Annotated in this window: 17 protein-coding genes; 7 read left to right on the top strand and 10 right to left on the bottom strand. The window is 56.3% G+C overall.

All coding sequences use genetic code 11. The features are described 5' to 3' along the window. Positions 1–37 precede the first annotated feature (37 nt). The 7 genes from pfkA to RGB73_RS07875 all read right to left on the bottom strand — a co-directional run bounded on the left by pfkA (position 38) and on the right by RGB73_RS07875 (position 9,127). On the bottom strand, positions 38–997 hold the full coding sequence (pfkA, locus tag RGB73_RS07905; RefSeq protein ID WP_310770695.1) for a 6-phosphofructokinase: 960 nt from the start codon (positions 995–997) through the stop codon (positions 38–40). Positions 998–1,219: 222 nt separating this feature from the next. Further along, entirely contained in the window at positions 1,220–2,176 is a 957-nt protein-coding gene (gene accA / locus RGB73_RS07900) for an acetyl-CoA carboxylase carboxyl transferase subunit alpha (protein ID WP_310770693.1), read from the bottom strand. Then, positions 2,143–3,087, bottom strand: coding sequence for an acetyl-CoA carboxylase, carboxyltransferase subunit beta (gene accD, locus RGB73_RS07895; protein ID WP_310770691.1), 945 nt, complete (start codon positions 3,085–3,087; stop codon positions 2,143–2,145). The genes accA and accD overlap by 34 nt, the downstream gene beginning before the upstream one ends. A 21-nt stretch (positions 3,088–3,108) precedes the next feature. Continuing rightward, on the bottom strand, positions 3,109–3,291 hold the full coding sequence (locus tag RGB73_RS07890; protein ID WP_092266119.1) for a glutamate decarboxylase: 183 nt from the start codon (positions 3,289–3,291) through the stop codon (positions 3,109–3,111). Positions 3,292–3,372: 81 nt separating this feature from the next. Then, positions 3,373–4,044, bottom strand: a complete 672-nt coding sequence (locus tag RGB73_RS07885) for a FadR/GntR family transcriptional regulator (RefSeq protein ID WP_310774188.1) — start codon at positions 4,042–4,044, stop codon at positions 3,373–3,375. A gap of 98 nt (positions 4,045–4,142) precedes the next feature. Continuing rightward, on the bottom strand, positions 4,143–5,387 hold the full coding sequence (ystJ, locus tag RGB73_RS07880) for an NADP-dependent malic enzyme (protein WP_310774186.1): 1,245 nt from the start codon (positions 5,385–5,387) through the stop codon (positions 4,143–4,145). Between the two features lie 170 nt (positions 5,388–5,557). Continuing rightward, on the bottom strand, positions 5,558–9,127 hold the full coding sequence (locus tag RGB73_RS07875) for a DNA polymerase III subunit alpha (RefSeq protein ID WP_310770686.1): 3,570 nt from the start codon (positions 9,125–9,127) through the stop codon (positions 5,558–5,560). Positions 9,128–9,306: 179 nt separating this feature from the next. On the opposite strand from RGB73_RS07875, the gene RGB73_RS07870 reads away from it, so the two are divergent. Continuing rightward, positions 9,307–9,618 carry a YtpI family protein gene (locus RGB73_RS07870; RefSeq protein ID WP_310770684.1) on the top strand — a complete coding sequence of 104 codons (312 nt, stop codon included), beginning with the start codon at positions 9,307–9,309 and terminating at the stop codon, positions 9,616–9,618. 164 nt (positions 9,619–9,782) lie between these two features. On the opposite strand, the gene RGB73_RS07865 is transcribed toward RGB73_RS07870, so the two are convergent. Next, positions 9,783–10,400 carry a DUF2087 domain-containing protein gene (locus RGB73_RS07865; RefSeq protein ID WP_310770682.1) on the bottom strand — a complete coding sequence of 206 codons (618 nt, stop codon included), beginning with the start codon at positions 10,398–10,400 and terminating at the stop codon, positions 9,783–9,785. A 171-nt stretch (positions 10,401–10,571) separates the two neighbouring features. Between RGB73_RS07865 and RGB73_RS07860 the strand changes: the two genes are divergently transcribed. Next, positions 10,572–11,807, top strand: a complete 1,236-nt coding sequence (locus tag RGB73_RS07860; RefSeq protein ID WP_310770680.1) for an aminopeptidase — start codon at positions 10,572–10,574, stop codon at positions 11,805–11,807. Between the two features lie 64 nt (positions 11,808–11,871). Here the strand turns inward: RGB73_RS07860 and RGB73_RS07855 are convergent, their stop codons facing one another. After that, complete coding sequence (locus tag RGB73_RS07855; RefSeq protein WP_310770678.1) at positions 11,872–13,182, bottom strand: DRTGG domain-containing protein; 1,311 nt, start codon at positions 13,180–13,182, stop codon at positions 11,872–11,874. A 211-nt stretch (positions 13,183–13,393) separates the two neighbouring features. Then, the gene (locus RGB73_RS07850; protein WP_310770676.1) at positions 13,394–14,554 is read right to left on the bottom strand and encodes a DUF445 domain-containing protein; all 1,161 of its coding nucleotides are present in this window, start codon (positions 14,552–14,554) and stop codon (positions 13,394–13,396) included. Positions 14,555–14,647: 93 nt separating this feature from the next. On the opposite strand from RGB73_RS07850, the gene RGB73_RS07845 reads away from it, so the two are divergent. The 5 genes from RGB73_RS07845 to RGB73_RS07825 are packed head-to-tail and all read left to right on the top strand — an operon-like array spanning position 14,648 to position 20,359. After that, positions 14,648–16,060: a YheC/YheD family endospore coat-associated protein gene (locus RGB73_RS07845; protein WP_310770674.1), complete on the top strand. Its 1,413-nt coding sequence runs from the start codon at positions 14,648–14,650 to the stop codon at positions 16,058–16,060. Positions 16,061–16,065: 5 nt separating this feature from the next. Further along, entirely contained in the window at positions 16,066–17,154 is a 1,089-nt protein-coding gene (locus RGB73_RS07840; RefSeq protein ID WP_310770672.1) for a YheC/YheD family endospore coat-associated protein, read from the top strand. A gap of 2 nt (positions 17,155–17,156) precedes the next feature. Continuing rightward, complete coding sequence (locus tag RGB73_RS07835; protein ID WP_310770669.1) at positions 17,157–18,530, top strand: YheC/YheD family endospore coat-associated protein; 1,374 nt, start codon at positions 17,157–17,159, stop codon at positions 18,528–18,530. A 40-nt stretch (positions 18,531–18,570) separates the two neighbouring features. After that, positions 18,571–19,878 carry a YheC/YheD family endospore coat-associated protein gene (locus RGB73_RS07830; RefSeq protein ID WP_310770667.1) on the top strand — a complete coding sequence of 436 codons (1,308 nt, stop codon included), beginning with the start codon at positions 18,571–18,573 and terminating at the stop codon, positions 19,876–19,878. Between the two features lie 4 nt (positions 19,879–19,882). Next, the gene (locus tag RGB73_RS07825) at positions 19,883–20,359 is read left to right on the top strand and encodes a GNAT family N-acetyltransferase (RefSeq protein WP_310770665.1); all 477 of its coding nucleotides are present in this window, start codon (positions 19,883–19,885) and stop codon (positions 20,357–20,359) included. The last annotated feature ends 100 nt before the right edge of the window (positions 20,360–20,459 follow it).

Here is a 20,459-nt window from a genome sequence, read left to right as displayed (position 1 = left end):
AATATTTGCCTCCTTCTACTCCTGAAAGCCCGCCATGCTAGATGGACAGGGTTCGTGCCAACTGATAGACGGATAAGTCCAGCTTGTGCTTTTGCGACAATGCTTCTTTAAAATCAATATCGACAATCTGGTTGTTCTGGATTCCGACCATGCGATCCCGCTTGCCTTCCAACAGAAAATCGACGGCGGCTGCCCCCATGCGGCTCGCCAGCATGCGGTCCATGGCCGTCGGAGAGCCGCCCCGCTGGATGTGGCCGAGGACGGTCACCCGCGTCTCCCAGCCGGTCGCTTGGGTGATCGCCTCTGCGAAGGAAGCCGCGCTGCCTACCCCTTCTGCCACGAGGATGATGGAGTGTTTCTTTCCACGGCGTTGACCCGCATGGAGCCGCTCCAAAATGTCTTCCATGTCGTGTTGTTCTTCCGGAATGATGATGGACTCAGCACCGGCTGCGAGACCTGCCCACAAAGCCAGATCGCCGGCATCCCGTCCCATTACTTCAATAATGTACGTGCGCTCGTGCGAGGTGGCGGTATCGCGAATTTTATCGATCGCATCCACGATCGTGTTCAATGCCGTATCAAAGCCGATGGTAAAGTCCGTGCACGGAATGTCGTTGTCGATGGTGCCGGGTACGCCGATCGTCGGGAAGCCTTTTTCCGTCAGCTTTTGCGCCCCGCGGAACGACCCATCCCCGCCGATGACGATAAGCCCCTCGATGCCGAACTTGCGCAGCTGTTCCACGGCTTTTTGCTGTCCCGCTTCGGTCTTGAATTCTTCGCTACGCGCGGAATACAAGATCGTGCCGCCCCGATGGATGATATCCCCTACGGAACCAAGCGACATCTCCTGGATATCTCCACTCATCAGTCCTTCGTAACCGTGGTACACGCCAAACATTTGCACCCCGTGGTGAGCTGCACGGCGAACGGCCGCCCGTACTGCAGCGTTCATACCCGGGGCGTCTCCACCGCTGGTCAGAACCGCAAGCTTTTGCATGGAATCCACCTCTCCAATCATGTCGTCTTTAGCATGTCATGAATCGGTAACAGTATGTACCATAATGGTTATGAAACATGCTGTACCACTCCACTACACATATCTGTTATACTCGTGCAACCATATGTGCCATACTTTTTGGAAGTTCTGAAAACTTCTGCATCCGACTACGATTGTAGCAGATTTCTCCTACGGAAAAAAGCGAAAAAACGCCCCCTGAAATCACAGGGAGGCGTATTCGCCAATCTGTTTAAACTTTTCGTAACGATCCTGTATTAGTTCATCCGGAGTCATTTTGCTGAGCTGTTCCAGTTGCTCGACAATCGTCGCCTTGACCAGACTCGCCTGCTGGATCAAGTCGCGATGCGCTCCTCCAAACGGTTCTTCGATAATGCCGTCAATCACGCCGAGCTCGAGCAGGTCGGGTGCAGTGATTTTCATCGTTTCCGCAGCGCGCATGCCCAGGCTGGAATCCCTCCACAAGATGGCTGCCGCGCTTTCCGGTGCGATCACGGAGTAATACGAATTCTCCAGCATGAAGATTCGGTTGCCCACGCTGATCGCGAGGGCGCCGCCGCTGCCGCCTTCGCCGATGACAATGCAGATGATCGGCACGCGAAACGTAGCCATTTCCCGCAGATTGCGGGCGATCGCTTCGCTTTGGCCGCGCTCTTCCGCCGCCTTGCCGGGATAGGCCCCCGACGTATTGATAAAGCAGATGATCGGGCGTCCGAATTTGTCCGCCTGCTGCATGATCCGGAGTGCCTTGCGATAGCCCTCGGGATGAGCCATGCCGAAATTCCGCTTGATATTGTCCTTCGTGTCTTTCCCTTTTTGGTGACCGACAATCGTCACCGGGCGTCCATCCAGCTTGGCGATGCCGCCCACGATCGAATGGTCGTCTCCGAACAGACGATCACCGTGCACTTCCAGAAAATCAGTAAAAAGTAACTGTATGTAGTCCAGGGTAGTCGGACGTTCCGGATGGCGAGCCAGCTGCACGCGCTGCCACGGCGTCAGATTTCCGTAAATTTGCTGCGCCAGGTCTTTCGATTTTTGCTCCAGCCGCTTGATCTCGTCTGAGAAGTCGATGCCTTTCTCCTCCGTAAAGCGGCGCAATTCCTTGATCTTGTCCTGCAATTCAACTAGTGGCTTTTCAAAAGGGAGTTCTCCTGCCATGCTTCCACTCCTTCCCGCGACGTGTGCATCTCTACCAGTTTGGCCAGCGTGTTGCGCATGTCTTTGCGGTGCACGACCATGTCCAGCTGCCCGTTCTTGAGCAAGAATTCCGCTGTCTGGAAGTCTTTCGGCAGCTCCTGGCGAATCGTTTGCTCAATGACACGACGTCCGGCAAAGCCAATCATCGCCCCCGGTTCCGCGATGTTGTAATCCCCCAGGGAAGAAAAGCTCGCGGAAACCCCGCCATACGTAGGGTTCGTCATGACGGAAATGAACAGAAGGCGCTCCTTGTCGAGCTTGGACAACGCCGCGCTCGTCTTGGCCATCTGCATGAGGCTGAGCACGCCCTCCTGCATGCGGGCGCCGCCCGATGCCGAGAACAGGATGAACGGCAGGCGCCGAGCGATGGCTTGTTCGATGGCCCGGGTAATTTTTTCCCCTACGACCGAGCCCATGCTGGCCATGCGGAAACGGGAGTCCATGACTCCGATGATGATCCGGTTGCCGCCAAGTACGCCTTCTCCGGTCATGATGGCTTCGTTCAGATTGGTGTTGGCCTTGTCTTGCTCCAGCTTTTCCAGATATCCCGGGAAGCCGAGCGGATTGGCCGTAATCAGATTCGCATCGAACTCCTCGGTGAGCGCGCCGTCATCCAAAATCGACGCCAAGCGCTCCGGTGCTGACATGGAGTAATGGTACTGGCAGCCTTTGCAGACGCGCAAGTTTTTCTCCAGATCCTTGGAGTAGTGAATCGTCCCGCAATGCGGGCATTTATTCATCAAACCTTCGGGGACTTCCTTCTCTCTCGTTCCCGTTTCCTTGGAAGGGTTGGCGGAAGCCGGGACGCGTGCGAGTGTCTCCGATGGGACGGTAGCAAATTTGCGTTTTTTCCCGAAAAGATCTTTTAACACAGGTACACCCCACCTTTCTCTTCAGTGAAGGATCGTGGCGAGTACTTCCTGGACTTCTTGCAGCTCGCCCTCCGGCACCAAAATCTCGTATTGCTTGGAGACTTTTGCCTCGCGAACCTTGACCAGGAATCCTTCATCTGTCAAACGTTGTTGTATCCGTTCTGCGATTCTAGCGCTAGGAGCGATGTAGATGACAGTCCACACGCTGGCTTCCTCCTTCATCGTCCAATACAGGTCTGCATCATCATATCACAGCCTTTGCGCCTGTCGCAAATGGGGGCAATTTTACAGCTTGCTGTTCTCCAAATGATGCCTCATTTTCTCGACGGCCGCGTCCGCATCGCCCGCCCGGATCGCTTCCATGATCTCCCGGTGCTCCTCGACAGCCCGCTTCGCACGGCCTTCCCGGGACAGCGATTCGACGCGCACGCTGTTGCTGTATTCCACCAGCGGCGCCCAGATGCGGTGCAGGATCGAGTTGCGGCTGGAACGGCAGATGACGCGATGGAACTGGTAGTCCTCCTCGGTCGGCACTTCGCCGCGTGCGACACGCTGCTCAGCGATGTCGAGAATGCGTTCCATCTCTTCAAAGTGCTTGTCAGTAGCCCGCCTGCAAGCGAGACGTACCGCATCCAGCTCCAGCATGCGGCGCATCTCGATCAAATCTTTCTTGGTCTTCGTATCTCGCAAAATGAAAAATCCGAGAATGTCGATCAATCGATTGTGTCGGTAGTGCTTTAGGAAGGTGCCTTCTCCTCTGCGTGTCTCGATCAGACCGAGAAGCTCCAGAGCCCTGAGCGCTTCACGGACGGAGGAACGACCTGCGCCCAGCTGTTCGGACAGTTCACGCTCGGACGGCAGCTTGTCGCCCGGACGCAAGTTTCTCTCCTGGGTAATTTCATGAATTTGCAGGAGAATCCCTTCGTATACTTTTCGATCTTGGGATGGGTCGAGCACCATTCATCCTCCTTAACGTAGCGACTACTTTGAAGTGCAGCACCCTCCTTGGCAACGAGAAAGCAGCTGCCCCGGAGGGTGACGATTGAAAGGGGCTCTTATACTTCCTGATAGGAAATAGCTGCCAGCTTCATCGTTTTTTCTTTGACGGCTTCCGGATCTACGGTAATGCGAGCCACGCCGCTTTCCATCGCAGCTTTTGCCACTGCTGCGGCAACGCTTGGAGCGACGCGTGCGTCGAACGGCGCCGGGATTACTTTATCCGCAGACAGCTCTTCCGGTTTGATCAGGTCGGCAATCGCATAGACGGCTGCCAGCTTCATTTCTTCGTTGATGTTGGTTGCGCGCGTGTCGAGCGCTCCGCGGAAGATGCCAGGGAAGGCGAGGACGTTGTTCACTTGGTTCGGGAAGTCGGAACGTCCAGTACCGACTACGGCAGCTCCGGCCGCTTTTGCCTCGTCCGGCATGATTTCCGGAATCGGGTTGGCCATCGCGAAGATGATCGCATCTCGGTTCATCGAGCGTACCATGTCAGGTGTCACTGCACCCGCTACGGATACCCCGATAAATACGTCCGCGCCTTTCATCGCATCTGCCAGGTCGCCCTGGATTTTGTCCCGGTTGGTGATTTTCGCCATTTCTTCTTTCACCGGGTTCATTCCGAACGGACGGCCTTCATACACAATTCCTTTCGTGTCGCACATGATGACGTCTTTAACGCCCATGGAAACCAGCAGCTTGATGATGGCGATGCCCGCTGCGCCGGCTCCGTTGGCTACCACGCGGATGTCTTCGAGCTTTTTGCCCACCACGCGCAGCGCGTTGATCAAACCTGCGGCTGTCACGATTGCGGTGCCGTGTTGGTCGTCGTGGAATACAGGGATGTTCGTTTCACGCTTCAGGCGCTCTTCGACTTCGAAGCAGGCTGGAGCGGCGATGTCTTCGAGGTTTACCCCGCCGAAGGTCGGCTCGAGCATTTTTACGGTTTCTACGATTTTGTCCACATCTGTGGTGTTCAAGCAGATCGGGAACGCATCCACACCAGCAAAAGATTTGAACAAGACGGCTTTCCCTTCCATGACCGGCATAGCCGCTTCCGGTCCGATGTTGCCCAAACCGAGAACTGCGGTACCGTCGCTGACTACCGCAACGAGGTTGCCCTTCATGGTATATTCGTACACTTTGGACTTGTCGTCAAAAATATCTTTGCATGGTTCTGCAACTCCAGGAGAATAAGCGAGGCTGAGGTCGTACGCATTGCGAACCGGCACCTTCGTGACTGCCTCCAGTTTCCCCTTGTTTTTTCTGTGAAGTTCCAGCGCTTCCTCTCTCAAATTGGACATCATAACCACTCCATTTCAATTGATCTTTTTCTATAACGGCTACGAAACTGCATGTGCTGCTAGATCACTTTTCCAGTGGTCTGACCACTATTTCAGTTATGATCTCAATATATAGCAAAACCCATTCACCTGTAAACCGCCCGAAAACGGCGAAAAAGGGAGGCTATTTCTCATCCTCCCCAATTTACGGGCAATTCTTTCCGAATTACGCTGTCTAGTCCCACAATTGCTCGCGCTTGCTCCAAAAAAAGCTCGTCCGCTTCGACACGAATGGTATCCGGCAAGCGAATTGTCTGTCTTTTTCCTTCGTAGAACAAGAGCACCGGAATCGTCCCTTTTTTTTCGACAAACAGCCGCTGAAGCTGTTGCAGCGTCGAATCCTGCTCCTGAGTCTGGGAAATTTTGACGAATACCACGGTCTCCATGGCCGGGGATGCAGAGGCAGCCGGCGTTTTCAGGACGGCTTGTGTTGCAGGGCCCGTTTGGGGTGCAGCGGCAGCTGGCGTTTCTAGGGCGCCCTTGTCAGCAGAAGCCATTGGGGTCCGAGCAGCCGGGGGCGTGGTTTCCACTGGCACCGGCAAAGACTCGGCCGCCCAGATCCGGGATGCAAGCAGCTTGACCAGATCGTCCTGATGATCGATGCGCGCTTCGGCTACGACCATCCGCTCCCTCACCAGCAGGTCCCCGTACTTGGCGTACACCTGGGGAAAGACCACCATCTCCACCTGCGCCGTTTTGTCCTCCAGCGTGACAAACGCCATCGGGTCCCCTTTTTTCGTCTGTATGCGCCGCTCCTCCGTAACCATCCCGAACACTTTCACCGTCTTGTCGCGAGGCAGTTCCCCCAGCGAAGCGATCTTCGTCACTTCCGCGTGCTCGGCCAGGTGGACGTACTGGTCGAGAGGGTGGCCGGAGATGTATACCCCGAGCAGCTCCCGTTCTTCTTTCAATTGCTGTGTCCGCGAAAAAGGCGGGACGTCCGGGTAATCCTTTGGCTCGCGGACCGGTGCGCCGGATTCTTCTCCGGCGAAAAGGTTCAGCTGATCGGCGTCGCGCTCAATCCTCTTTCCGTTCGCTTTGCCGACCGCCTCATCGAGCAGCAGCAAAAGCTGGCTGCGGTGCCCCGGCAACGAATCCAGCGCGCCGCACAGCACAAGCGATTCCGCTACGCGCCTGTTCACCAGTCTCCCGTCCACCCGGGCGCAAAAGTCGAACACGTCGCGGTACGGCCTGCGGGCCCGTTCCCGCACGATGGATTCGATGGCCCCGTAGCCGACATTCTTGACAGCGGCCAGGCCGAAGCGGATGGCATCCTGTTCCACCGTGAAATGGGCCTCGCTGCGGTTCACGTCCGGAGCCAGCACGTTCAGCTGCAAGCGGCGGGCTTCCTCGGTATATTCGGCGATGCGGCCCTGGCTGCCAATGGACAGCGAGAGCAGCGCCGCCATGAAAGCGAGCGGATGGTTGGCTTTCAAATAAGCCATCTGGTAGGCGATGACCGCATAGGCGACGGAGTGCGCCTTGTTGAAGCCGTAGTCTGCAAATCGTACGATCAGGTCGTAGATTTCGTGGCCCAGCGCTTCTCCGTAGCCCTGCTTCACGCAGCCAGCCACGAACTTCTCCCGCTGCTCCGCCAAAAGCTCCCGCTTCTTTTTTCCCACGGCGCGCCGCAAGATGTCCGCCTCTCCCAGGCTGAAGCCCGCCAGCGCAGACGAGATTTGCATGATCTGCTCCTGGTAGATCATGAAGCCATGCGTCTCCCGCAAGATCGGTTCTAGATCAGGGTGGGCGTAGTGAACCTGGGTCTGGCCGTGTTTGGCGGCAATGTACTGAGGAATGATCTCCATCGGGCCCGGCCGGTACAATGCCAGGACGGCGATAATATCGTCCAGGCTGGTCGGCTTCAAATCGCGCAGGACGTTTCTCATACCGCTGGACTCCAGCTGGAATACGCCTGTGGTATCGCCCCGGGAGAGCATCCGAAAGGTCTTCGGGTCGTCTGTCGGGATGCTTTCCAGCTCGAGCCGCGTCCCCTGCTTTTCCAGATTCCGCAACGTTTCCTGGATGATCGTCAGGTTGCGCAGGCCGAGAAAATCCATTTTCAGGAGGCCCACTTCTTCCAAAATCTCCATCGGGTACTGCGTGAGCGCAAGGCCCTCGCTTCCCGTCTGCAGCGGCACGTACTCCGTCAGCGGCTCGCGGGAGATGACGACTCCCGCCGCATGGGTGGAGGCGTGGCGCGGCAGTCCCTCCACTCCTTTGGCCGTGGCGATCAACTGAGCCGCCTGCTTGTTTTCCGCGCACAGCTTGGCGATGTCCGGATTTTGCCGGATCGCCCGCTCGATGGTCATGCCGGGCGACTGCGGGATCATTTTCGCTACACGGTCGATCAGCCCGAGCGACAGGCCGAGCGCACGTCCCACGTCGCGGACGGCCGCACGGGCCGCCATGGTCCCGAACGTGATGATCTGCGCCACCCGATCGTGACCGTACTTGTCCGCCACGTACCGGATGACCTCATCCCTGCGCTCCACGGCAAAGTCGATGTCGATATCGGGCATCGTCACCCGCTCGGGGTTCAGAAAACGCTCAAACAGCAGCTGGTGGCGCAGCGGATCCACATTGGTAATCCTCAGCGCATAGGCAACCAGGCTCCCCGCAGCAGATCCCCGTCCAGGCCCGGTCGCAATGCCGTGCTGATGGGCGTAGCGCATGAAGTCCCAGACGATCAAAAAGTAATCCGTAAATCCTGTCCCGGTAATGATGGCGAGCTCGTGCTCCAGCCGCTGCCGGATTTCCGGCGTCAGCTCCCCGTAGCGCTGGATGCAGCCCTGGATGCACAGCTCGCGCAAAAACGCGGTCGAATCCTGTCCGTCTGGCAAGGGGAATTCCGGCAAAATGTGAGCGCCAAACGACAAGTTCAGCTCGCAGCGCTCGGCGATCGCGACCGTATTGGCCAGCGCCTGTGGTGCGTAAGCAAACGCCGCAGCCAGCTCTTCCCCGCTCTTCAGATAGTACTGATCGGTCTCGTAGCGGAACCGGTTTTCCTCGTTCACTGTCTTCCCTTCGCCGATCGCAAGCAGGATGTCGTGCACGGCGTGATCTTCCCGCTCCACGTAGTGGACATTGTTGGTGACGACCAGCGGGATGCCCGTCTCCTCGCCGAGCCGAACGAGTCTGGCATTCAGCCTGCGCTCCAGCTCGAGCCCGTGATCGGCGAGCTCCAGGTAGAAATGGTCGGGACCGTACGTCCTCAGATACCATTGCGCAGCCTTTTTCGCCCCTTCCATATCCCCTTCCAGCAGCAGTCTGGGCACTTCCCCTTCCCGGCAGCCGCTGAGGGCGATCAAGCCTGCCCGGTGGCGTTCGAGCGCCTCTTTGTTCAGACGGGGGATGATGTAGTTCCCTTCCGTCTGCGCAATCGTCGCGAGCTTCAGCAGATTGCGGTAGCCTTCTTCGTTTTCAGCCAGAAGGATCAGGTGGCTGGGAGCAGGGGCGCTCCGCACGCGGTCTTGCAAATTGCCTTCGATCACGTAGGCTTCCATGCCGATGATCGGTTTGATGCCCGCGTCCCGGCACGCCTTGTAAAAAGGAATCGCCCCGTACAGGTTGGCGTGGTCCGTCATCGCCAGAGCGGGCATGCCCAGTTCTTTCGCCCGGGCTACCAGCGGTTCGATCCGCGCTGCGCCGTCCAGCAGGCTGTATTCCGTATGAACATGCAAATGGACAAACGAGGTCATGCTGCTTCTTCCTCTCTGGGTTTCCGTCTCAAATCGTTCTCTAGTCGTATCGTCATTTCCATTATACCGAAAAGATCGCGGGATGTGGGAAATACCCGAACAGACATTCCCTCTCGTTTGACCGCGCTCTCGCCCTTTTGGTAGGATAATACCAGATTGGTAGAGAGGATGAATCCGAAATGTGGTCTGCCTTTTACTTGACTGGCGTACTGGCTTCGCTGATCGCCAGCGTTTATTTCAGCATTCATGCCCGCAGGCAGGGAATCCATCCGCTTGCTTCCCGCATGACGTTGGGGAAAATGAATATCGCCCTGGGTGTGCTGGTGACCTTGTTTGGACTGAACCAATTCACGTTTGAAGCGCTGGACGCCGTCCGGATCGTGGTCGCCCTTGTCATGCTGCTGGTTGGAATCATCAATTTGTATTTGGGGACGCGCAATTATTTACGCTACAGAACAGCATGGCTTGCGGAAACGAAGAAGGGCGCATAGTTCGGGGAAGGGTGTCTGAACGAAGAGAGGCTGGAAGCATTTTTCCTCTGTTTCCAGCCGTTTCGAGTAGCGGATCGCTTTTTTTCTGCGCTATAATGCCGTTGTGTGACATCTTATTGCTTCAGACAACCTGGTGCAGTGCCGACGGTTGTCCTTTTTTATGTTCAGGCCTTGGCCCACATCGCCTCGGGGTTCAGCTCGTAGATGCCGTCCTCGCGATACATATAATGGTTCATCACGAACTCGCGCCGAATCGTGGCGAAGTCTTCGTGAAACGTCTTGATGTACTCGTTGATTTCCTTTTCCTGATACTTCCTTCCTCTCTCCAGCCCGCGCACCATGTACTCGAATACGATCAGCTTCTTCTTGCGCTGCGCCGGGATTTGCTTCAGCTTTCCATCCGGGGTGATAAAGCTGCGTATGACGTGAAGCTTTTCCTCTGCCATATCCGCCTTCCTCCGTTCCGTCTGTTCGTTGTCCGCCGGCAGCTCATCGCCGGCTGCACTCTTCGCCTTTTCCAGCACATCCAAAACCGCCATCGATTGCCGTTTCATATTGGCCTCGTGCAAGTAAAAATAAATCGTGTTTTTGTCACGTCGCTCGTAGACTGCTCCCGCCTCGCGCAGCTTCGTCATGTGATGCGTGATCGTCGGAGGGGTCACGCCCAGTTTGCCGGCCAGAGCCTGCCCGTGCAGCGGCCCGTTCGCCAAAATGGCGAGGATGCGGATACGTGTCGGGTCTGCCAGCGCTTTGTGAAAGGTGACCAATTTGTCCAATTGCATCTTGCCATCACCTGCCTCGTTTTCGCTTATCTAATTAGATGATTATTTAATTAGATTGTATGAAAAAGCAAGCATCTTGTCAATCGCAGGGATTTTATGGAACAATGTGTCTGCAAGCATTCGTCCCTTTTTGCCGCTCACCTTTATCCTACCAAGAAAAGAGGTCTGTCTATGGGTCATCTCGAGACATCCCTGCAAAAGTACGCCGAGCTGGTGCTAAAGGTCGGCGTGAATCTGCAGCCCGGACAAGTGCTGTACCTGGGAGCTCCTCTGGAGTGCGCCGAACTCGTCCGCGTCCTCGTACGCCAAGCGTATGAGGCAGGAGCCAAATACGTGCAGGTGGACTGGGATGACGATGCCGTGACGCGCGCCCGCTTCGAGCATGCGTCTGATGAGTCGTTCTCCTACTATCCGCAGTGGGTCGCGTCTTCCATGGAGCAGCTCGTCGAATCAGGCGGGGCAGTCCTGCAGATCGACGTCCCGAATCCGGAATTGTACGCCGGGATCGACAGCGCCAAGGTCAGCGCCGCGATGCGTGCAGCTGCCGCCGCCAGGCAAACGTACAAGGGCTACGTACGGACCAACAAAATGAGCTGGTGCCTGATCATCGCACCGACGGCTGCCTGGGCTGACAAGGCCTATCCCGATCTCCCGCCGTCCGAACGGATAAACGCCCTGTGGGAAGCCGTCTTCCAAATGACTCGCGCAAATCTGGACGATCCGGTCGCTGCCTGGAAAAATCACGTTCAGACCCTGAAGTCCCAATGTGCCAAGCTAACCGCCAAACAGTACAGGAAGCTTCGCTTCACCGGCCCGGGCACAGACTTGACCGTCGAGCTGGCTGGCCGACATATCTGGGCGGGAGGCAGCAGCGTGAATCAGAACGGAATCGAATTCGTCTGCAACCTCCCCACGGAGGAAGTGTTCACCATGCCGCGGCGCTCAGGGGCGAACGGCACCGTTACCAGTACGATGCCGCTCAACCTCCAGGGCACGCTGGTCGACCGCTTTTCCTTGACCTTTCAGGAGGGAAAGGTCACCGATTTTTCGGCGGAGGTGGGCTACGAGGCCCTCAAGGCTTTCCTGGAGACCGACGATGGCGCGCGCTACCTCGGAGAAGTGGCGCTCGTCCCTCACGACTCTCCCATTTCCCGATTGAATCGGGTCTTCTACAACACCGGCGTGGACGAAAACGCCTCCTGCCATTTCGCGCTCGGCAGCGCTTATCCGTTCAACATCGAGGGCGGCTCGGAGCTGTCGACCGATGAGCTGCTTGCGCGCGGTGCAAACGTCAGCATGGTGCATGAAGACTTCATGATCGGTTCGGACCAGCTCGACATTGACGGCGAACTGGCCGACGGCACATGGGAGCCGCTCTTTCGCAAAGGCAACTGGGTCGAATCGTAACACTTGAAAAAAGCCGCCTCGATGCTCTGTCGCACCGAAGCGGCCTTTTGCCTTTTTGGGGAGCTTATCGTTCGATGATTTGCGCAGTCACCATCGCCTGACCGACCAGCTGCTCTCCTGTATAGACGGACACTTCCACTTTCCCGAAGCGGCGGCTGATGTCGAGCAGACGAGGCTGAACTTCGATCTGGCTCTCCATCTGCACCGGCTTCAGAAAATACACCGTGATGTTTTCCGGCACCATATCCCCGCGCCGATGATGGCGCAAGAGATTGCAGGCAGCCTCGACCATGACGGTCGTCATGATCCCGCTGGCGATGGTCCCGAGATGGTTGGTCATCTGCGGAGTCACGTCGCCCAGGTAGACCAGGTCGTCTGCCTGCCGCTCTTCGCGGAAATGGGACATGATCAAGTTCGGGAACGTCTCGCTCATCTGCGGCTGCTTCGCCGTATACTGCAGCGCCTTGAGGACGTCGTTGCGGCTGAGGACCCCTACCAGCTTGCGGTAATTGTCCACGACAGGCAGCAGCTCGATCCCTTCCCACACCATCATGTGCGCAGAAGACGCTACCGAGACTCGTGGCGATGTGGTAATCGGATTTTTGGTCATGACCTTGTCGATGGTAGCCGTTTCGTCGTGACCGATGATGTCCTTGGAAGTAACGATGCCGATCAGGCGCATCTGCTCATCCACGACGGGAAACCGCGTATCCTGATACAGCTCCGTATACTGGTGCCATTTTGCCACCGGGTCGGACGGCAGCAAGACCGGCGTTTCTGCAAGCGGCTTGAGCACATCCTCCACCATGACGATTTCCTTTTTGATCAGGCGGTCGTAAATCGCCCGGTTGATCATCGAAGCTACTGTAAACGTATCATAGCTGGACGAGATGATCGGCAATGCGAGGCGATCCGCCAGCTGCTTGATCTCTTCGCTCGTATCGAAGCCACCGGTGATCAGGACGGCGGCTCCTTGCTGCAAGGCGATCTTGTGGGCCTGATAGCGGTTCCCCACAATCAGCAGGCTGCCCGCATCGATGTAGCGCATCATCGCTTCCAGCTGCATGGCGCCGATGACGAATTTGTTCAGCGTCTTGTGCAGTCCTTCCCGGCCGCCCAGCACATGCCCGTCGACGATGTTGACTACTTCCGCAAAAGTAAGCCGTTCGATGTTTTCCTTTTGCTTTTTCTCGATCCGCACGGTTCCGACACGCTCGATCGTGCTGACGTATCCTTGCGTCTCTGCTTCCTTGATCGCACGGTAGGCTGTTCCCTCGCTCACGTCCAGGTCCTTGGCGATTTGCCGTACCGAGATTTTTGAGCCGATCGGAAGGCGATCGATATATTGCAAGATTTGTTCGTGTTTCGTTGCCAAGTCGCTCTTCCTCCTTCCTAATCTCCCATCCGTTCAATATACTGGCTCCTTGGAACAATATACCCGAAGGAGCAGCAAAAAAAAAGGGTAGCTTTTTCAAGCTACCCAATCAGAAAGTATATCATTAAGGGGGTTTTCATCGTGCTTTTATCTTATCCTTTTAATATTACAGGAATATTACAGATGGTTTACAGTTTCGTTTCAGTTTTTGCTAACCCAGCATGCTAGACAGAAAGCCTTGAACGAGTCCGATCAAGCCCCCCAGAATAAAGCCGAGAACGGTGATCATGCGGAACTCCCGGCCGGAAATGCCCACCACCATCTCCTCGATCCTCTCAATCGGGAAACCTTCTACTTGCCGCGTCACTATGTCGCGAATGGCCAGCCTTTCAAAAATGCGCTCCACATTTTTCTCCAGCGACTCTACCATCCAGCTGGCGAGGCGAGGGATGAGATTGCCTGAAAGGGTCGCCTGAAGGGGAGCGGTGAAGTGGGACAACGGCTCGTCGATCATTCGCAGGCTGTGCTCCTCGATTCTCGCAAACATCGCCCGAGACCATTCGTCGACCTGCTCCCGCCCGATCCAGGCCACGATTTCGCCTACATTTTTGCCGAGCAGCTTGTCCGCCTCCGCACCCAGCATCTGCCGGAGCTTCCGGGACAGCTCCGGGTTTTGCAGCAGCTCATCGAAATGCGGCAGCAGCTTGCCCAGAATCTTGTCATCTCCGAGGAACATGCCCACCAGGCCGCCGAACATCCCCCCGCCTCCTCCAAGCATCCCGCGGATCATCGCTTGCAGGGACTGCTGTCCCTCGGGAGAATGCAAATACTCGCGCAGCCTCAGCCGAAGCAGCTCGCTGGCCTTGTCCAATGCCTCGTCCAGACGCTCCCGTCCGGCAGCTGGAATCAGCTCTCGCAACGGCTTTTCTTCATAATGTGTCAACGTACGGTCCACAAATGCCTGCCAATGCTGCCAGATTGGCTCTCGAACGGAATCGCTCCACGTACCGTCTTCGAGAAAGACGTGCGGCAGCGCCTTTTGCACGACCTGGCGGAGACTTCGCTCGTCGTTCGTCATCCAGTCGGTCGCCACCCGATTCATCCAGCCCTCAAGCGTACCCGTAAGCCCTCCCTGGGTCAACGCCCGCTTTACTCCTTCCGTCGTCAGCAGATGCTCTTCCACCAATCTGCCCATTTGTATGGCAATGTCGTCCCGTCTGCGAGGGATCAGACCCGGCGTGAAGGGAATGCGCCACCCCCCGATATACCAAGGCTTCAAAGGCCGGAAAAGCATCCGGATCGCAAGTTCGTTTGTCACTCCGCCGATAACGGAGCCCACTACAATGTTCACTATTATCATCCAAAAGTTCATAAATACTAACAACCTCTCTTCTCGGCATGGAACCAAACCATTTCCCGTCTCATACCATAGACTAACTTTATGCCTGATGGGAAGGGGATAACCATGTCATACGTTCCAACCATCGCTTACCCATACGAGCCAAAGTCGGAAGTAGACCTTTACCTGCCCCAGGCGCATATGCGCAAATGGAATCTACAGGCGCCCACCCTCACCGTCCAGTTCGGCAGCAAGCAGGTTCGCGCCCGCGTAAGCGGCATGGAGCGCAGCAGGCGTGCGCTGATTCGTCCTGCAGTCGCCCAAGAGTTGCATCTGCCTACGGGAGTCCCCATCTTGGCCAAATACAAGGCTGACCAGCAGACTCTTGTGTTCGGACCGTATGTAGGAATACTGGTCTCCACCTACAACGCACAGTATCCGCAATATCCTTTCGGCCCGCTGACATCGTTTTTCAACGAGGCAGCCGATATTTGCCGCAGACGCGGCGGCATCGTCTGCGCATTTCGGCTCCAGGATGTCAACTGGGACGCGGGTATCGTCCGCGGCCTCGTCAAAAGGGGCGGCGTCTGGAAGCAAAAAGTGCTTCCTCTTCCACAATGTATTTACAACCGCCTCGTTTCCCGGCAACGGGAACGAAGCGAACAAATGACCCAATGGATTGAGCGATGCAAGGACGCCAGCATTCCGTTTTTCAACGAGCAATTCTTGAATAAATGGGATGTGCATGCAGCGCTGGAGAGCAAAGAGGCGGCGGCCCCCTACCTCCCCGCCATGGTTCGCTATCAGAGCCAGGAGGATCTGAGGCAAATGCTGGCCTCTCATCGGACCGTTTACGCCAAACCCGCCAACGGCAGCATGGGACGCGGGATCATCCGGTTGCGCAGAATGGAAAACGGTTATCAGGTCGCGCGTCCAGGCGGCCTCAAGAAGACATTTTCCACTCTTCAAGGACTGCACCAGTACCTTTCCAAACAGACAAAAGGCAAAGCCTATTTGCTCCAGCAAGGATTGACACTGATTGGGCTCCAAAATCGACCGTCCGATTTCCGCGTCTTGGTGCAAAAAGACCGGAAGGGGGAGTGGGCAGTCACATCGATGGTGGCACGCCTCGGCCAGAACCGGATCGTCTCCAACATTTCCAGAGGCGGTTCCATGCTCTCGCCCCTCCAGGCTCTGCGCCTTTGCGGCCCGTGGCTGGGAGGGACGAAACCTTCTCCCGAGACGCTGAAAGCCATCGCTTTAAAGCTGTCTGTCCTGCTCGAGGACGGCTTGCCCGGGCATTATGCGGAATTCGGGGTCGACCTCGGAGTGGATGTCCGCGGCCATGTGTGGCTGCTTGAAGTGAATAGCAAACCGTCGAAAGCGGCCAATACCATTCCGTTGCCCGAAGGCGTGGAAGAACCTCCGCGGCGCGCACGCCCTTCTGTTTTGCGCATGCTTGATTACTCCGCTTTTGTCTGCGGCTTTCCTCGGGCAGCGAAGCCAAAACCAGCAGCCAAGAAAAACAGGCGAAGGTGACCCTCATGAAGGATAATCAGAGAAGCCTGGGCATTATGACTCGCTGCCAAGGCTCCCGCTTTGTTGACAAAGGATATTACAAAAAACTGACGCTTTTCGGGCGCAAGCGAGGCATCCGCGTCTTCGTGTTTTCGCCTCGCCAAGTCAATTTTGCTGCCAGAACGGTAGCCGGCTTTGAATACAGGAACGGCGCTTGGCAATCGGACACTTTCCCATTGCCTGCATTCATTTACGACCGCTGTTTCGTAGGCCCAGCTTACCGTCACTATAAACCATTCGTAGAAAAGTTGCAAAACGATCGCAACATTACGTTTTTGGGGTACGGCCTGTCCGGAAAATGGCAGGTGCACCAGATGCTCATCCAGTCTCCCCAGCTCGCTCCTCTGCTGCCTCCGACTGAGCTTTTTTCCTTTTCGTCCCTACAGGAGACCCTGGCCACTCACGGAGCAGCTGTCATCAAACCCATGGCGGGAACGCATGGAATCGGGGTGGTTCGGATCAAGGAGTGCCGCGGCGGCTACGAAGTATCGGGGCGCAACCGGGAGAACCAGCCGTTTCGCCGCGTCCTGAAAGAAGGCGGCTTGAAGCAGTTCGTCACGTCGTTTACCGCCGGCCGCAAATTTCTGGTGCAGCCCTATCTCCACCTGCATACTCCGGACGGCTCGCCGTACGATGTCCGCGTCCTGGTCCAAAAAAACGGCAAGGGCGAATGGGAAACGACAGGCAAGGCTGTCCGCATCGGCGACAAGCGAAGCATCACCTCCAACCTCCATGGAGGAGGCAGGGCTGTTTCGCTCACTCCCTTTCTCTCGCGCCACTACAAGCCTGCTGTACGGGCGCGGATCACGCAGACGATCGATCGACTGGCGGTGGAGCTGCCCCGCTTTTTGGAGCAGTCCCACGGCAGACTGGTTGAGCTCGGGATCGACGTCGGCATCGACACGGCAGGCAACGTCTGGATTATCGAAGTAAACAGCAGACCGGGACGAACCGTATTTTCCATGATTAACGACCCAGATGCGAAGTTTCATTCGATTACCCAGCCTGTTCGCTATGCTCACTATCTCATGAAAGAGCGTGTAGGAGGTTACTAAGCATGGAAACAACCCGAGTGCGACTTCGCTTCCTTCCCCATCCCCATGTGTACGGGATCATCCTGCCGAACAATCTCATCCAAAAGCTGGAGCTCACACCTCGCCAACGTATCACGATCACGCTGGGGAAAAAGGAAGCCATCGCAACTGTCCTGCAGGATAAACGGAACCCTGAGGGGAATGTCGTCAAAATCACCAGTTCCCTGCAAGCAGACCTGTGCATTCCCCACGCCGGCCTGGTCAACATCAAGCGGGAAGGAGATACGCTTCGGATCGGTCCGGCAATCGGCATCGTCACGACCGGCATTCGCAGAGATCCGCGAAATCCGATAGGCCCGCGCACCTCGTTCTTCCATAAGCTGCTGCAGGCGCAGGAAGGCAAAGGCGTCTTCTACTACATTTTCTCCCCCCACGATGTAGACTGGACGAAAAACGAAGTCAGCGCCTGGTTTTTGCGCAAAGGAAAAAAGGGAGGCTACGTCTGGAGAAAGATGACGACCGCCATGCCCGATGTCATCTACGACAGGATCCCTTCCCGATCCGCAGAAAAACACGAGGCCGTCCGGGACTTCAAATACAAGCTCGCAAATTATCCGAATACCCCAATGTTCAACCAGGGATTCTTCAACAAGTGGGGCGTGCATCAGCTCCTGTATCCGAATCCGGAAGTAAACGAGCATATTCCCGAAACGTACACTTCTCCGTCCTTGCAAACGGTCCGCAACCTGATTCGCAAATATCCCATCGTCTATTTGAAGCCGAAAAACGGAAGCCTCGGATACGGAATCGTGAAAGTCGTGCGGTCGGGTGGAGGCTTTGATGCTTCGTACCACAACGGAAGCGGAAACGTCAAACGGCATTTTTCCAAACTATCCTCCCTGTACCAGCACGTATTTCGCACCAGGCGTGTCGGCTCCTATCTCGCACAGCAAGGCATTCCGCTCATGACGTTCCACGGACGACCTTTTGACTTCCGCGTCCATCTTCATAAAAACCAGCTGAACGAGTGGGTCGTCTCCTGCACCGCAGCCAAAGTCGCCGGATCCGGCAGCGTCACTACCCACGTCCGCACAGGCGGAACCGTCATTCCCGGGGATGAGCTGCTCCAGCATCTGTTTGGCCGGCAAAAAGCGCTGATGTCCGAGCGCATCGCAAACGCCGCAATCCGGCTGGCGACCGCGATCGAGCTGGCAAAAGGAGTCGATCTTGGCGAACTTGGTCTCGACATGGGCATCGACACGCACGGCCACGTCTGGATGTTCGAAGCAAACTCCAAGCCGGGCCGTTCCATCTTCAAGCACGCCCGCCTCAAGCAGGCCGACTACGAATCTCGCAAGCTGCTCGTCGATTACAGCTGTTATCTGGCAAATTTCTAACGATGAGAATAGCACCGTTTTTTCAGGAAGGGGGAACACCATGCAGAGGCAGCGCTCCGGGTGGTTGACCATCCTCCCAAGCGGCAAATGGTTTCTGCAGCTTCCGCGACAAGCGTTGGCCAAGGCACGCAAGCCGCTTTACGCCAGCCTTGGACCTTTTTCCCATCACAAGCGCGTGCATACCGGCTTGCCCAGTCAGCAGCCTGGCCGCATTCGTACCCGGATCAACTGGAAGATGGTCAATGACACGCTCAGGCTCGGACCGTTAATCGGCATCCTGACGGTCGGCGAAGGATCGGCATTTTTCGGAAACCGGGAAAATTTCAAGGATATCGCTCTTTCCGGGAAAAAATGGGGTGCCCTTGTGTACGTGTTTACAACGAAAGGAATCAACTGGGAGAAGAAGAAGGTACGCGGCTACTTGTACAACGAGAAGCAGAGCAGTTGGCAGGAAGTCGTTCTACCGTTTCCCCATGTCGTCTACAACCGCATTCCCTCCCGGAAGGCCGAGCAACGCCCAGAGGTGCGCAAAACGCTATCGCGGATCAACGATTTGCCGAACGTCACTCTGTTCAACCGCTGTTTCTTTGATAAGCAGGAATTGTTCCAAATGCTTGCCAACTATCCAAGTGTGCATTCCTTTTTGCCTGAAACGAAAAAACTCGATACGCTTGCCCGCTTCCGCAGCTTCTGCACCGCCCACCAGTTCGTTTACTTAAAACCGGTGCGCGGCAAGGCCGGCGAAGGGATCATGCGGATTGATTACAAAAACGACATGTGGCGGCTCGAGCGGCTCAAGGAGCAAAAAGCGATCATCCGCCGTTTTTCCAATCTGGATGACCTGTGGAGGCACGTCAAAGGCCATATTCGGCAAAAGCGGTACATCATGCAGCAGGGGATCAAGCGAGCGCGCTATCTCGGCAAGCCGTTTGACGTACGTGTCCTCGTACAAAAAAACGGACATGGCGAATGGAGCGTGACCGGTGTCGGAATCAGGCGGTCCGGATCGCAAAGCATCACCACCCACGTCCCCCGCGGGGGATCGATCCACTCATTGGCCACCGTCCTGCATTCGCTGTTCCCGTCCGAACCGGAAAGGATCGAGGAAATGATCCACCAGACGGCGCTTATGATCGCTGGCGCACTCAACGAAGAAATCAAGGATCTGGCGGAAATGTCAATGGACCTGGGATTGACGGTAGACGGCAAGCTCTGGTTTTTCGAAGCGAATGCCAAACCTGAAAAATTTGACGAACCCTCGATCCGTAGGCTTTCTCTGTCCAATCTCATCCATTACGCACAGTACGTATCCCGCCTGCCAAGCGGGCGAGGAGTAGTAGCGGGGTAGGAATATGAAATGGAAGGTTTTGATTTTGCCGCCGCAAGCTTTGGCGGAATCCCAAATGACATTGATCCGCTTTGCCCGCCAGGAAGGGGAGCGGCGGATCACCAAGCACGCCATCGACTGGCTGACGCGCCTCACTCCGAAAAAGATGGCTCAGCAGAAAGCGACAGTGGCTCTCGCGATGAACGGCAAACGGGTAGTCGGATTGTTTGCCGTCTCACGCTGCGGCCTCGACCAATCCTTTCTGGTCGTAGATAAACGGTATCGCAATCGGGGCATCGGCAAGGCACTGACTACGCATTTGTGCCAGCGCCTGCCCAAACTGTACGTGCGCGTCGCACTGGATAATGAAGCAAGCCTGGCGCTGTTTCGCGGCATGGGGTTTGAGCCTGTGAAAGCCAGTATCGGACCAACGGGAAAGCCAACGCTGTGGCTAGCTTACGGCTGTTGGCATCCGAACGATTTGCAGGAGCATGCCGGCTGACCATCCGGCATGTTTTCGTGCATTTCAGCAAAAATGCGAATTCTCTTGTTTTGTTACTTCATGCATGGACTGGCCATCCTTGGAAAAAGATATGGTTCAG

The sequence above is a fragment of the Brevibacillus brevis genome (assembly GCF_031583145.1).
GTDB lineage: Bacteria > Bacillota > Bacilli > Brevibacillales > Brevibacillaceae > Brevibacillus > Brevibacillus brevis_E.
The sequence above is the reverse complement of the archived record's forward strand: the minus strand, read 5'-3'. Positions and strand labels throughout refer to the sequence as shown.